A 13,798-nucleotide genomic window follows, 5' to 3' on the forward strand; every position below is an offset into this window, starting at 1 on the left:
CGATGTTTTCAACCCGACGTCCGCTCCGTCCTAAGTAGTTTCCCGTAGGGATATAACCGAATTTCGCGGCCTGCGGATTCGCGCGATTGCTGTGTCACGGAACAACCGGGAAAACAGCCATGCACGCCTACACAGCCTCCAGGATTTCGTTGTCGTCGCACTCTGCTCAGCCAAGCCTGCCGGACGCGTTCGACCCCGCGCCTCTGCAGCCGGTCAGCTTTTTTCCCGCCGGCGCGGAAATCTATGCCCAGGGTGAGAAGGCCGGTGCCTTCTATCAGGTGGAGTTCGGCGCCGTGCGCATCTACCGCCTGCTTGCCGACGGCCGCCGGCAGATCAGCGCCTTTCACCTGGCTGGAGAGACATTCGGCTTCGAGGCTGACACGACACATCATTTCTTTGCAGAGGCAATCAACGCGACCGCTGTCCGTGTCTTGCGACTCACTGCCGGCGCGGACATATCGCGCCAGCTGCTGCCCTTGGCGCTCAAGGGTTTGACCCGGGCCCAGGAACACCTGCTGGTTCTCGGTCGCCAGAACGCCATCGAACGCGTGGCTGCATTCCTTATCGACATGGCGGAGCGCCAGGGCGGCTTGCGGCAGGTGGAACTGCCAATGTCGCGTATGGACATCGGTGACTATCTCGGCCTCACCATCGAGACCGTCTCACGGGTCTTCACCCGGCTGAAGGACAAGGGCGTCATCCGCCTCCTCAACCTGCGCAGCATCGAAATCGTCAAGCACGACGCGCTCCATTGCATGAGCGAATGACAAGACATCGTCGAACGGTGGTACCGAGATATCCATAGGAAGCCATATCCACTTGATTCCGCGGCATCCGGCCATTCAGAACAACTCAGGATTAGAGTTCCACCCATGTCCACGAACGGCGCAATTACCACACGTACTGGATTTCGTTTCGGAGTACGCCTTGCTCGGCCCGAGGACGAGCCAACCCTGGCGGAATTCTTCACCCATGTGACTCCGGAAGACCTGCGCTTCCGCTTCCTCGGCGCCATGAAGGAAGTTTCGCATGAACGGCTGGTGGCGATGACGCGTTCAGACGACGCGCATATCCATAATTTTCTGGCCTTCTCGACCGACGGGATGCTGATCGCCGTTGCGACGCTGGCAAGCGATCGTGCCGACCGAACCGGTGAGGTCGCGATCTGCATTCGCGCGGATCGCAAGCATCTGGGCGTTGGCTGGGAGTTGCTCGCCTATATCGCGAAATATGCCGAAGACCTTGGCCTCGAAGCCATCGAGTCGATCGAGAGCCGTGAGAATCGTGCCGCGATCGAGGTCGAGCGCGACATGGGTTTCACCGTCACGACCGATCCCGACGATGCCACGCTTGTTCTGGTTCGGCGGGAGTTGGGGGCGCGATCAGCGGCTTAGCTAACGCGGTCCTTCGCGGGCCATTGTGGACGCGGCAGATCGAAAGACGAGAATTTCCGCGGCCACAGCTCTTTCTTCATCCGCTGGAATGACAAGGACATCGACGCGGGAAGTCGCATTGCTGACCACCTCCTCGCCTTCTCGGTTTCGCTCCTCGTCGAGACCGACTCCAAGCCAGGCAGCGGCAACGCAAATCCTCTCCCGGATCAACGGCGCGTTTTCTCCGATGCCGGCCGTGAACACCAGCGTGTCCAGTCCTCTCATGGCAGCGGCCAGCGATCCTATCTCACGTCCGATTCGATAAACGAATAGATCGACAGCCTGGGCGGCGGCGGGATCCTCTGAGGCGATCAGTGTTCGCATATCACCCGATATTCCAGACACTCCAAGCAGTCCGGATTGCTCGTAGAGAAGCGTGACCAATCCTTCTGCAGACATCCGCCGTTCCTGCAGCAAGTGAAGGATGACGCCTGGGTCGAGCGCGCCGCAACGCGTGCTCATCACCAGGCCGTCGAGCGTCGCAAACCCCATCGTCGTGGCGACGCTTTGTCCGGCGTGCATAGCGCATAGGCTGGCGCCGCTGCCGAGATGGGCGACGATGGCCCGACCGCCGGCCCGTGCGCCATATCGGCCACGCAGCTTCGCAGCGACGTGGCTGTAGGACAGCCCATGAAAGCCGTAGGAAACGATGCCCGTCTCAGTCATCGCGCGCGGCAGCCCGTAGATTTTGGCGAGCTCCGGCCGGGCTGAATGAAACGCCGTGTCAAAGCACCCTATCTGGAGAGCCTGCGGCAAGAGTTTCGTGGCCAGCGCGACAATCTCGAGATTGATCCGTTGATGGATAGGCGCCATCGGCTCGAGCAGGCGCAGTGCTTTGAGCGTGCGTTCGTCAAGCAGCGTCGCTTCGGTGAAGTCACGGCCACCGTGAACGATCCTGTGTCCTACCCTGGCGATGCGACGCAGGAAACCGCTATCGGCGAGCACGGAGGCGACCGCCGCGAACGCCTTGTCCATGTCGATCGGTGCGTCACCCAGGCTTCTGTCGATCTCGGACCTGTTGGCCGCGGCCTCGACGCGCAGCCGCGGTTGTTGACCGAGAGAGGAGACATTGCCGCGCAGCAGCAGCGGTAATTGCTCACGTCCCTCGAAGACGGCGAACTTCAGGCTCGAAGAACCGCCGTTCAGGACAAGGATCGCACCCGTCATGAAGCCATCCGATACGTTGCCGTCCCTGTGTGCTTGCCGACGGGCATCCGCTCAATCTGGACGCTTCGGCGCCGCATCAGGATCCTGTTCCCACTTCCACTCAAGGATCTCCGGCATATCCTGTCCATGGGCGCGAATATAGGCTCGATGTTCAAGCAGCTTGCTGTCCATCGCCTGCTTCAGGCCGACCCGCATGCTCTTCAATCGCGGAACCCAGTCGAGGACGCTTTTGACGATATGAAACCGGTCGAGGCCATTCAACACCGTCATGTCGAAGGGTGTCGTGGTCGTGCCCTCCTCGTTGTAGCCGCGGACATGGATGTTGTCATGGTTGGTGCGTCGATAGGTCAGGCGGTGGATCGTCCAGGGATAGCCGTGATAGGCAAAGATGACCGGCTTGTCGGCGGTGAACAGCGCATCGAAATCGCGATCCGACAGACCGTGCGGATGATATTCCTTTGGCTGTAGCGTCATCAGGTCGACGACATTGACCACCCTGATCCTGAGATCAGGAACCTGTTGCCTGAGGATCTGCACGGCGGCCAGAGTTTCGAGGGTTGGAACATCGCCGGCGCAAGCCATTACGACGTCAGGCTCAGCCCCATCATGTGTCGACGCCCAGTCCCAGATGCCGATCCCTGCCCTGCAGTGAACGATTGCCTTGTCCATCGACAGCCACTGCCATGACGGTGGCTTGCCGGCGACGATGACGTTGATGCGGTTCCATGTCTGCAGCAGGTGGTCGGTCACGCACAGCAAGGTGTTGGCGTCCGGCGGCAGGTAGACCCGCACGACATCGGCCTTCTTGTTGAGAGCAACGTCGATGAAGCCGGGATCCTGATGGCTGAAGCCATTGTGTTCCTGATGCCAGACATGGCTCGACAACAGATAATTCAGCGATGCGATCGGCCGCCGCCAAGGGATGTCGCGGCAAGCATCCAGCCATTTCGCATGCTGGTTGAACATGGAATCGACGATGTGGATGAACGCCTCGTAGCAGGAAAACAGGCCATGGCGCCCGGTGAGCAGGTAGCCCTCCAGCCAGCCCTGGCAGGTGTGCTCGGAGAGGATTTCGAGCACCCGGCCATCACGCCCGAGATGAACGTCTTCGGGCAGGGTTTTTTCCATCCAGCCACGCTCGGTCACTTCAAACACGTCCTGAAGGCGGTTTGAGGCAGTCTCGTCCGGGCCGACGATCCTGAAGTTCTTCGAGGCCTCGTTCAACTGCATGACATCACGCAGGAAGCTGCCCATAACCCGCGTCGACTCGGCCTTGATGGCGCCAGGGCGCCCGAGCGCAATCGCGTGATCTTGCAACGCCGGCAGATCGAGAGACCTGCGCAGCAGGCCGCCATTGGCATGCGGGTTGGCGCTCATCCGTCTTGATGCCTGCGGTGCCGTGGCGCTGATCGAGGCGACAGGAGCGCCGGCGGCATCGAACAGCTCTTCTGGGCGGTAGCTTTTCAGCCACTCCTCAAGCAGCTTGAGATGGGCGGGGTTCTCCGCAAGACTTGACAACGGAACCTGGTGGGACCGCCAAAAGCCCTCGGTCTTCAGGCCGTCAACCTCTTTCGGCCCCGTCCACCCCTTGGGGCTGCGCAGCACGATCATCGGCCATCTCGGCCGTGACGCGATCGCCGCAGATCCTTTGCGTGCCGCATGCTGGATAACCTGGATCCGATCAAACGCATCGTCGAGCATGCTCGCCATTCGCTCATGCATAAGGGCCGGCTCATAGCCCTCTACGAACAACGGCTCATAGCCGTAGCCAACGAACAGCGACCGCAATTCGTCTTCGGGAATGCGGGCCAGGATGGTTGGATTGGCAATCTTGTAGCCGTTCAGGTGCAGGATCGGCAGAACCGCCCCGTCGCGCGCGGGGTTGAGGAATTTGTTGGAATGCCATGCGGTGGCGAGTGGCCCTGTTTCCGCTTCACCGTCGCCGACAACACAGGCAACGACCAGATCGGGATTGTCGAAGGCGGCGCCATAGGCATGCGAGAGCGAATAGCCCAGCTCGCCGCCCTCATGGATCGAGCCGGGCACGTCTGGTGCGGCATGGCTCGGGATGCCGCCGGGAAACGAGAACTGCCGGAACAGTTTGCGCATTCCCTGCTCATCCATCGAAATATCGGGATTGAGCTCACTATACGTGCCCTCGAGATAAGTGTTCGCCACCATTGCCGGGCCGCCATGGCCGGGGCCGCAGATGTAGACCACATTCGTGTCCCTGAGGCGGATGATGCGGTTGAGGTGCGCGTAAATGAAACTTAGACCCGGCGACGTTCCCCAGTGGCCGAGGAGACGCGGCTTGACGTGCTCCAGCCGCAACGGTTCCCGCAGCAGCGGATTGTCGAGCAGATAGATCTGGCCGATCGTCAGATAGTTGGCGGCGCGCCAATAGGCATCAATGTCGCGCAGCTGGCGCTCTGAAAGCCGGTCGCCGGAAGCTGGTATTGTCTTATGCTCGGTCATGTCTGGCTCCCATCGCCTGTTAGCGCCCTGTCGCCTGGACTGCGACATGAGCCAGTGTTCGTCGATCTGCAGCGAATGGACACCAACGCGCGCGCGCGCGCGGCCCCTACGCGTCCTTGTCCTCAAGCGCCCTGCGCATCCTCCTGATCATCGCTGCGCGACCCCGTTCGTCGGCTGCGGCGCTGACCGCCTCGTTTACGTCAAGGAGAAGGTTTGAAAGGTCATTGTGCCAGTCGAGGCGGGCAATCTTTTCTGGTCTCAGACGGCGAGGCTCGTTGACCTCGACCGGCAAACTGCGACCGGGGGTCAATTGGAAAGCATCGTCTAGCCTCGGGATAATGATCTTGTAGTTGGGTATCAGTCCTGCAAGCCTGCCACGCAGGCCGTTGAGTCCAGCCTCCTCGCCATGCGTAAGGAACACCTGCTGCCTCACCGGAGTTCGAGCCTTGAGCCATGCGACTAGTTCGCCGGCGTCGGCATGGCCGGAATAGAGGTCGAACAGACTGATACGCGCCTTGACCTCGACCTCTTCACCCTGAATGCGCACGCGACGCGCCCCGTCGAGCAGTATCCTGCCGAGAGAACCTTGGGCCTGGAACCCGGCGATCATCACCGTAGCGTTCCTGCGCCAGAGATTGGCCTTTAGATGATGCCGAATACGCCCCGCGTCGCACATGCCACTCGCGGCGATGACCACGAAGAAGCCGTTCAGGCGATTGATTGCCTTGCTCTGCTCCACCGTCTCGGTGAAACGCAACTCCTTTGAGTTGAGAGCTTGGCGCAGCACGTCACCCTGTTCGATTTCGTTGGCGTGCCGCTCGAAAATCGCACTGGCGCGCGTCGCCAGCGGCGAGTCGACGAAGACTGGAGCTGTCGGCACGGCGCCGGTCGTCATGAGCAGATGGAGATCGACCAGCAGTTCCTGCGTGCGCTCCACTGCGAAGGACGGAACGACCAGCGGGCCATGTTGATCGGCGGCGCCACGCACCACGTCGCCGAGCTGCGATCGCCGCTGCTCGGGCGAGACATCGGGCCGGTCCCTGTCTCCGTAGGTCGATTCGCAGATCAGATAGTCCACCCCGGCTGGACCTTCAGGATCGGTCTGGAGCAGCTTGTGGCCGGGCCCGATATCGCCCGAGAATATGATACGCAGCGGCGCATCCTGTCCGTCGATGTCAAGCTCGACCGATGCCGAACCAAGCAGGTGGCCGGCGTTCCAGAAACGTGCGCGAAGGCCTTCGGCGACGGTAGTCCATTCGCCGTATTCAACTGCCCGGAACAATGTCATGCACGCGGCGGCATCCTGCTGACTGTAGATCGGCTCGACGGGCGGCCGCCCGCGCTGCGCGTTGCGGCGATTCAGGTGTTCCACTTCCATTTCTTGGATATGCGCCGCATCTGGCAGCATGACCGAGCAAAGATCGATTGTGGCGCGAGTCGCATGGATCGGACCAGAAAAGCCTTGCTTGACCAGTTTCGGCAAAAGGCCGCTGTGGTCGATATGCGCGTGCGTCAGGATGACAGCGTCAATCGCGTCCGCTGGAAACGGGAATGCGCCGTAGTTCAATTCCCGCTCGGACTTCGATCCCTGAAATAGGCCGCAGTCGACGAGAACCCGCCAGCGAGGGGTTGCGAGTTCATAGCATGAGCCGGTGACACCATGGGCTGCGCCGTGGAAACGCAGAATAGGGTTTATGTCGCGAATCCCTTTCATGACGCCGCGACCTAGTGCGACAGCAGGACAGGCAGACGCAGATCCGCGAGAATGCCTTCCGTCGCACCGCCGAGAACGAAGTCCCTGACGCGGGAATGGCCATATCCGCCCATGACAAGCAGGTTGCCGCCGATCTTGAGCGCGTGCTCCTGCAGCGCTGTTGCGATCGAACTGTCCCCAGCCTTGATTGAGGCAGCCTCCGCCACCAGACCGCGCGCCCTCAAGCCCAGCGCTAGTCGTTCGCCAATGCCCTGGCCCGGAAGCGGCTTTTCGTCGGTCACCGTCACAATGGTGATCAAGGAGGCACGTTCGAGAAACACCCTCGCGTCTGCAACGGCACGTGCGGCCACGCGGCTGCCATCCCAGGCGATGACGATATGTCCTAGCACCCCAACGTCCGTGGAGTCGGGAAGAAGTAGGGTCGGCCGCCCCGAGCCGAACAGAATCGCCTCAGCCATCATTCGCTCCGTCTGGTTGGCAGGCGCCCAGCCGACAAGACAGATATCGAAATACCGGGAATACTTAGCGGCCACATCGCCCATAAGAGCCAATGGCGCGGACAGTTCCCGCGTATCCACGGTTACCTCGCCCCGCGAGGCTTCCTGGAGGATTGCCTCAAGCAGAGCTTTGCCCTGCTTGCGACTGGTCGCCTCTGCTTCCTGTATCTTGAACGGAAGATCTATCAAGTAGGTTGAGAGCGCATTTGAGACGTCTGGAATGTCGACGTTGACGGCAATAGCATGAAGCGTGGCGTCGATCTGCTTGGCAAGGGCAACCGAGTTCGCTGCGATTTTCGGGGAGTTCGCGTCTGGATAGGTCGCCAGACAGAGAGATGCCATAAGCTTCATCGGATTTCGCCTCCATTGCGGCAAGGGGCGGACGCCCACCTTCGCGACATTTGTAGTCACAACGGGCGAGGCCAGCTTTGATTCACCGCAAATGCGTCCCAATAGAGGGTGGGCGCGATGGCGCGCAAATTGCAACGCCGTCGCCCTGGCCAACCGCTCGATGTGATCACGATAGCCTTCGCTCAGCCTTAGTGGGGAAAGGCGGTGGCGCTCTCCAGCTACCATCCTCAACCGCCAGTTTCGCCACTATTGGGCCCTCACGCGCCGCTTCTCGGTGAGCCCGACTGTCCTACCGCACGTCCTCAATGCAGACGGTACGGTTACCGCGCCCGGCTGTGAGACCGAGCAGGAGGTATCGGCCCTGGTTCGACCGCTATCCGCATCATATCACGGCGGCGGCATTAGGCACTGACTAACCGCAGCGGGTGCGCCGTTTTCGAGCTTGGTCCGCGCCTAACTGCTCAGATGGCTCGCGTCAGGCGGATTGACCGGCCGCATTGTGGACCCGAACACATTCAGGCGGGTTTGATCTGCTGGGCTCTCTTTGCAACACACGCTCCATGCACCTGGCTGCGGACAGCTCATAATGGTGTATCAGCGCCTCGATGGCGCCGCTGGCGTTACCGTCGACCGCCAGTTCGGCGATCAGCCTGTGTTCGTTCAGGCAAAGGCCGTGCTCGTTTGCGTTGTCTTTGGCAATGACCCTGTAGCGGTAAACCTGATCGGCCAACTGGTCACAGAACCTAGCCAGCCAAGCTGACCCGCAACCCGACAGCAGGGTCCGGTGGAATTGTCGATGCAGCTTCTCAAAGTCCGCGTTGAGCGTTCCTGCCATTTCCCCGCGCGACGCGCGTTCGAGGCGGTGAAGCGCGAGAACGACATGCTCTTCCCATGCGAAAGTGCGCGCAGCTATCGAATTCTGCAGGGCGATGGCTTCCAGCCAGCAACGCGTTCGGGTCAGTTCCTCGAGCTCGGCGGTGCTGACCGGCTTGATCGCGAAACCCCGCTGGTCGTGGTGTGAGATCAGCCCCTCAGATGCGAGACGATTGAGCGCTTCCCGCACAGGGGTGGCCCCTGCCCCGTAATGAGAAGCGATCCATCCCACCCTCAGCTTGCCCTTCGCTCCCAACTGGCCTTCCAGGAGGTCTTCGCGAAGCCGGCAATAGACAGAGCTTGCGAGCGTACTCCTGGCAGGGCCTTCATCTCCGATCCGCTTTATGACCATCAAGTCCCCTGCTCTATTTGACCCTTTTCTGATCCCAACACCGGCCCGAAAAACGCCGTAACTCTCCAAGCGAATTTCGTAAGACATGGATCGCCACATTATATTAGCCTCCACGAATAGTCTCCGGGAGCCGCCGACCATCCCCAATGTTTTGATGGGCCGGTTGCGATCGGCAACGTTGCAGGCGGCATACCTCCGACAGGATCCCTGCCCCAACAAGCCATATCCGGGCTGAGATCAAGCAATGCTCACGCGGCGCCAAACACGCGTGATAGGCATAGCAAGAACACAGTCGCCAAGCTGCTTCGGACGCTGGTGCGGTGTGCGCCGCCTTTCAGGACGAAGAGCTTTCCAACCTGACCGGTAAGCGCATTCAGGTCGATGAAATCTGGTCGTTTACCTACGCCAAGCAAATGAACGTCGCGGTAGCCAAAGCTGCCCCGGAAGGCGCTGGCGACACATAGACATGACGGCATCGATGACGCCACCAAGCTTGTCATGTCGTGGCTGGTCGACGGGCGTGACGGCGAATGCGCGATGGGCTTCATGGACGATCTTTCGCCTCGCGAATCGCGAGCAGCCAACCAGCGACGGTCATAGGGCTTACCTAGAGTTCAAGATCAAGTTCGCCAAGATCCTTGGATCTTCTTGCCGAGGACCACGACAACATGGAAACGGTCGCTATCGAGACGCCCGCCAAGATGACGGATTTTGAAGCTGTGACGGTCGCGGATTTGATCTGCGACTTTTATTATGAGTTGACCTGATCCCGGATGAAGGCGCACCACGATGCGAGCCTAGCGTCAGACGAGATATGAGATGAATGCAGGCGGCCTTGGTAGCGGTTGCTCGCAATGCAGGTCATCTAGCCCCTCCGGACTGGCCGGACAACGGTCCGCCCCGGTAATGCAATGCTTACCTTATGATCTGACCGTAAGCGTAGCTCACGCCACCTGTGCGGACTAGTGCGTTGGATGGGCCAAGCGGCCATTTATTTGCGAACTGGAACCAAGACGCGGCGTCTTCGTTATATGCCGTCGTGCTAATTTGTTCGCCAAGGAGGGGAGGCGATGCAGATACCGGGGGGCGAGAAACTCACGGAACGGGTGGATGAACTCAGCGCGCTTTACGTGCTGACAGACCGCCTGTATCGGGCGAAATCCAATCACGAAGCTTTCGAGGCTGGCCTGGATGCCATCCGTGATGGGCTCGGGTGTCGAAGGGCGTCAATGTTGCTTTTCGACGACGCAGGGGTAATGCGCTTCGTGGCGTGGCGTGGCCTGTCCCATTCCTACCGACACGCGCTGGCGGGACATTCGCCTTGGAAAGCGGGCGAACGCAATGCGGAGCCGATCCTTGTAACGGACATCGCAGAGACCTCTGAACCGACCAGCGTCAAAGACAGGATTGCCAGCGAAGGCATCGTTGGTTTGGCGTTCATTCCATTGATTGCGCAAGGCGAAGTGGTGGGCAAGTTCATGACCTACTACGAGCAGAAGCATTCCTTTGCCGGCCACGAGCTTGATCTTGCGATGACGATCGCCCGGCAGATCGGATTCTATCTCGAGCGGACCAGGGCGGAAGAGGCCCGCAAACTTGCCGAAGACGAGTTGCGAGCATCCGAACAACAGTTCCGCCTGATGTCCGAACATGCGCCGGTCATGATCTGGACGTGTGACGCATCCGGCAAGTGCACCAATTTGAACAGCATGCTGCGCGAGTTCTGGGGTGTCAGGAGCGAGGAGATCCCGACCTTCAGTTGGCACCCGACCATCCACCCGGACGACGCTGCCGATATCGGAGCCCGGATGATGGACGCGCTGACGACACAGTCTAGTGTCACGGTCCAGGGTCGCTACAAGAACCGCAAGGGGGAATACCGCGTCCTGCTCACCGTCGCCCGCCCCCATTTTTCCACCAAAGGCCAATTTCGCGGACTGATCGGGGTCAATGTCGACATAACGGAAAGCGAGCGGGCGGAAGCAGCGCTACGCCACAGCGAGGAGCGATTTCGATCGGCCGTGGAGGCGGCCCCCAGCGGCATGGTCATGACAGACGGGAACGGCCGCATCATCCTCGTCAACCTGCATGCCGAAGCCGTTTTTGGTTATGAGCGGGAGGAGATGATTGGCCAGGGCATCGAAATGCTGGTACCCGAGCAGTTTCGTAGTTCGCATCCCCTGTTCCGCGGCAAGTATGGAAGTCGCCCCCTGGCGCGACCGATGGGTGCGGGCAGAGACCTGTATGCCCGGCGCAAGGACGGAAGCCAAGTGCCGGTTGAGATTGGAATCAGCCCAATCCAGACAAGCGAAGGCTTGATGACACTCGCCTCGATCGTCGACATCAGCGAGCGAAAACGGTCAGAGACCCAGCGAGACCTGCTGATGGCTGAACTCAACCATCGTGTGAAGAACACGCTGGCGGTGGTCCAGGGAATCGCCCATCAGACCTTCAGGGGAACTCCGGCCACCGAGGCTCATGCCGCCTTTGAGGGTCGCCTCATGGCTCTCTCCGCCGCGCACAACATCCTGACCCAGACCAGTTGGGAGCATGCATCATTGGACCAACTGGTTTCCGACAGTCTCCAGATACGAGGCACGTTTACCAACCGGGTCACAACGAGCGGGCCAGCGATTCGTTTGCAGCCGAACCAGGCCCTTTCCGTCGCACTCGCGCTTCATGAGCTGCTGACCAACGCAGTCAAGTATGGTGCCCTTTCCAACGATGCCGGCAAAGTTTCGGTCGAGTGGGCTCGCACCGAAAATCCCAAGCCCCGGCTGAAGCTAATTTGGAGCGAATTGGGCGGTCCCGCAGTGTCGTCTCCATCGCAGCGGGGATTTGGCACGCGGCTGATTGTCGGAGGCCTGGCGGCAGATTTGGAGGCAGAAGTCGCAATGGAGTTTCAGCCCCAAGGGCTTGTTTGTAAGATTGATGCTCCGCTGCAAGAGGGGATACTCGCACAATGACGACACTGTTGGGCAGACGCGTCCTCCTGGTTGAGGATGAATCCCTGATTGCCATGATGGCAAACGATTTTCTCACCGACCTTGGGGTAGAGGTCATTGGTCCGGCCACGTCGATCGACGCCGCTTTGGACCTGATTTCGGCCCACAATATCGACGCGGCCGTGCTGGACCTCAACATTCGCGGGGAGTTGAGCCATCGCGTCGCAGACGCCCTGAGAGAACGGCGCATCCCGATGGTGTGCACGACGGGCTACGGTCAGGGCGCCGCTGACTTCGCAAGAGGAGCTCCGATCATCGACAAACCCTACTCCAAGGAGAAACTGGCCAACTCGTTGCATTCCGCCCTGTCGGGACGCCAGGGATCAGCGGGCCCGTCAGCATGAGTTTCGTAGCTGAGACCAACGTCGTGTAAACTTGGGCTGTCTTGGGGGAACCGTGCGTCGACCGCTTGATAAGTTCAGGGATGATAATCTGAAGCTGAGGCTGGCGCTCCGCGCCGCTCCCCTAGGCATTTGGGACTGGAACCTCGAAACCAACGAGATGAGCTACTCGCCCCGGGCCCGGGCGATTTGTGGGTTTTCTCCGGACGAGTCGATCACCATCGAGAAAGTTCGCGCCGTCACCCACCCAGCTGATTTGCCGGTCACCAGCGAGCAGGCCCGCATGGCGCTGGACCCTGAGATCAGGAACAACGAGCCATACGAATATCGGCTCGTGCGCGCCGACACCGGCGAGATCCGTTGGGCTCTGGCCTACGGCGAGGTGGTGTTTCAACGGAGCGGCGACACCGTGAAAGCGGTGCGCTTCCTCGGCACCATCGAGGATATAACCGCTCGCAAGCAGGCTGAAAATGCGCTGCGAGAGGCCGAACTCAGACAGCGACTGGCCATAGATGCCGCCAGAATGGCGGTGTGGGAACTGGATGTGCCAGCGGACCGCTTGATGGTCACCCCCGAGCTCAACCGTATGTTCGGCCTGGCGGAGGATTCCTGTCCGACCGTTGGCGAACTTCGCACGTTGTTGGGTCCAGATGACCTTGAGAGGATCACGGAAATCCGCAGCAGAGCGGCCGACCTTGCTGATCCGTACTTTGAGGCAGAATTCCGTTGCCGATTTCCCGATGGCTCATTGCGTTGGAGACTGCTCCGGGCCGAGGTTCAAAATTTTCCGTCTGGCGAGCCGAAGCGCATCATCGGCGTGTTGATGGACATTGACGAGCGCAAGCGCGGTGACGAGCAGAAGCACTTGCTGCTGCGCGAGGTCCATCATCGTGTGAAGAACTCGCTCAGCGTGATCCAGGCGCTTGCAACCCAGTCGTTCGGACGAGGTGCTGCCAACCCAGCCGCGCTGAACGGCTTTCTGGGCAGGCTCGCTGCGTTGGCCAAGGCGACTGATCTGGCTGTTGCGCAGCAGGGACAACCCTTTAGCCTAACTGACCTGATCGTGGGCGTTGCGAGACCCTTCTTGTCCCCGAACAGATTTGAACTTCACGGCGAGGACATTAAACTGCCAGCGCGTATGAATGTGCCGCTAGCGCTCGTCTTCAATGAGCTGTGCACCAATGCCGCCAAGTTCGGCGCACTTTCGAACGCGGAAGGAACTGTCAGTATCGAATGGGAGACCACGGCCAGAGGGATCGAGCTCCATTGGCGCGAAAGCGGCGGACCTCCTGTTCCTACAAAGCTTGACCAAGGGTTCGGCTTGAGACTGATCCTGGACGTGCTGCCTGTAGAATTTGGTAGCGCCCAAATTGACCCGCTACCTTCCGGAATTTCCTGTCACATCCTTATTGCCAATCCCGGCTAGGGTGGAGAAGCAGCGCCCGCGACCTCGACAGTTGCGCCCTCCAGCCCCTCACATGCAGCCCAGCGAGCAGCTGCTCGGCAGAAGAGCTTAAACGAGTGACGCGTAATTGTTAATGCTCGATACATTAGATGGCACTAAAGTGTGGGTTGCGCGTCGTGGCGACG

General features: G+C 60.2%; 10 protein-coding genes and 1 pseudogene. 6 read left to right on the plus strand and 5 right to left on the minus strand.

The annotated features are described in order from the left end of the window. Positions 1–119: 119 nt before the first annotated feature. Complete coding sequence (locus X739_RS140800; RefSeq protein WP_023795816.1) at positions 120–767, plus strand: helix-turn-helix domain-containing protein; 648 nt, start codon at positions 120–122, stop codon at positions 765–767. A 105-nt stretch (positions 768–872) separates the two neighbouring features. Continuing rightward, positions 873–1,394 (plus strand): GNAT family N-acetyltransferase, encoded by a 522-nt coding sequence (locus X739_RS140795; RefSeq protein ID WP_031252352.1) that lies wholly within the window; start codon positions 873–875, stop codon positions 1,392–1,394. On the opposite strand, the gene X739_RS140790 is transcribed toward X739_RS140795, so the two are convergent. The 5 genes from X739_RS140790 to X739_RS140770 all read right to left on the minus strand — a co-directional run bounded on the left by X739_RS140790 (position 1,395) and on the right by X739_RS140770 (position 8,862). Next, the gene (locus X739_RS140790) at positions 1,395–2,600 is read right to left on the minus strand and encodes an acetate/propionate family kinase (RefSeq protein WP_023795818.1); all 1,206 of its coding nucleotides are present in this window, start codon (positions 2,598–2,600) and stop codon (positions 1,395–1,397) included. Positions 2,601–2,651: 51 nt separating this feature from the next. Then, positions 2,652–5,075, minus strand: coding sequence for a phosphoketolase family protein (locus tag X739_RS140785; protein WP_023795819.1), 2,424 nt, complete (start codon positions 5,073–5,075; stop codon positions 2,652–2,654). A gap of 106 nt (positions 5,076–5,181) precedes the next feature. Next, on the minus strand, positions 5,182–6,789 hold the full coding sequence (locus tag X739_RS140780; RefSeq protein WP_031252353.1) for an MBL fold metallo-hydrolase: 1,608 nt from the start codon (positions 6,787–6,789) through the stop codon (positions 5,182–5,184). 11 nt (positions 6,790–6,800) lie between these two features. Next, the gene (locus X739_RS140775) at positions 6,801–7,637 is read right to left on the minus strand and encodes a universal stress protein (protein WP_023795821.1); all 837 of its coding nucleotides are present in this window, start codon (positions 7,635–7,637) and stop codon (positions 6,801–6,803) included. A gap of 475 nt (positions 7,638–8,112) precedes the next feature. Beyond that, the gene (locus X739_RS140770; protein ID WP_051410637.1) at positions 8,113–8,862 is read right to left on the minus strand and encodes a GntR family transcriptional regulator; all 750 of its coding nucleotides are present in this window, start codon (positions 8,860–8,862) and stop codon (positions 8,113–8,115) included. A 279-nt stretch (positions 8,863–9,141) separates the two neighbouring features. On the opposite strand from X739_RS140770, the pseudogene X739_RS1000000170755 reads away from it, so the two are divergent. The 4 genes and pseudogenes from X739_RS1000000170755 to X739_RS140760 form a co-directional block, all read left to right on the plus strand. Further along, a pseudogene (locus X739_RS1000000170755) lies at positions 9,142–9,475 on the plus strand (IS1 family transposase); the annotation flags it as partial. Positions 9,476–9,932: 457 nt separating this feature from the next. After that, positions 9,933–11,828, plus strand: coding sequence for a PAS domain S-box protein (locus X739_RS1000000167250; protein WP_023795824.1), 1,896 nt, complete (start codon positions 9,933–9,935; stop codon positions 11,826–11,828). Then, positions 11,825–12,211: a response regulator gene (locus tag X739_RS140765; RefSeq protein ID WP_023774691.1), complete on the plus strand. Its 387-nt coding sequence runs from the start codon at positions 11,825–11,827 to the stop codon at positions 12,209–12,211. The genes X739_RS1000000167250 and X739_RS140765 overlap by 4 nt, the downstream gene beginning before the upstream one ends. A 52-nt stretch (positions 12,212–12,263) precedes the next feature. Further along, the gene (locus tag X739_RS140760) at positions 12,264–13,634 is read left to right on the plus strand and encodes a sensor histidine kinase (RefSeq protein ID WP_023795825.1); all 1,371 of its coding nucleotides are present in this window, start codon (positions 12,264–12,266) and stop codon (positions 13,632–13,634) included. Positions 13,635–13,798: the final 164 nt, after the last annotated feature.

It is taken from the genome of Mesorhizobium sp. LNHC209A00, from assembly GCF_000502915.1.
Taxonomy (GTDB): domain Bacteria; phylum Pseudomonadota; class Alphaproteobacteria; order Rhizobiales; family Rhizobiaceae; genus Mesorhizobium.

Bases quoted from the DNA above. Each gene is read 5' to 3' on its own strand.
- X739_RS140800 (WP_023795816.1), top strand. From the start codon at position 120: ATGCACGCCTACACAGCCTCCAGGATTTCGTTGTCGTCGCACTCTGCT.
- X739_RS140795 (WP_031252352.1), top strand. From the start codon at position 873: ATGTCCACGAACGGCGCAATTACCACACGTACTGGATTTCGTTTCGGA.
- X739_RS140790 (WP_023795818.1), bottom strand. From the start codon at position 2,600: ATGACGGGTGCGATCCTTGTCCTGAACGGCGGTTCTTCGAGCCTGAAG.
- X739_RS140785 (WP_023795819.1), bottom strand. From the start codon at position 5,075: ATGACCGAGCATAAGACAATACCAGCTTCCGGCGACCGGCTTTCAGAG.
- X739_RS140780 (WP_031252353.1), bottom strand. From the start codon at position 6,789: ATGAAAGGGATTCGCGACATAAACCCTATTCTGCGTTTCCACGGCGCA.
- X739_RS140775 (WP_023795821.1), bottom strand. From the start codon at position 7,637: ATGAAGCTTATGGCATCTCTCTGTCTGGCGACCTATCCAGACGCGAAC.
- X739_RS140770 (WP_051410637.1), bottom strand. From the start codon at position 8,862: ATGGTCATAAAGCGGATCGGAGATGAAGGCCCTGCCAGGAGTACGCTC.
- X739_RS1000000167250 (WP_023795824.1), top strand. From the start codon at position 9,933: ATGCAGATACCGGGGGGCGAGAAACTCACGGAACGGGTGGATGAACTC.
- X739_RS140765 (WP_023774691.1), top strand. From the start codon at position 11,825: ATGACGACACTGTTGGGCAGACGCGTCCTCCTGGTTGAGGATGAATCC.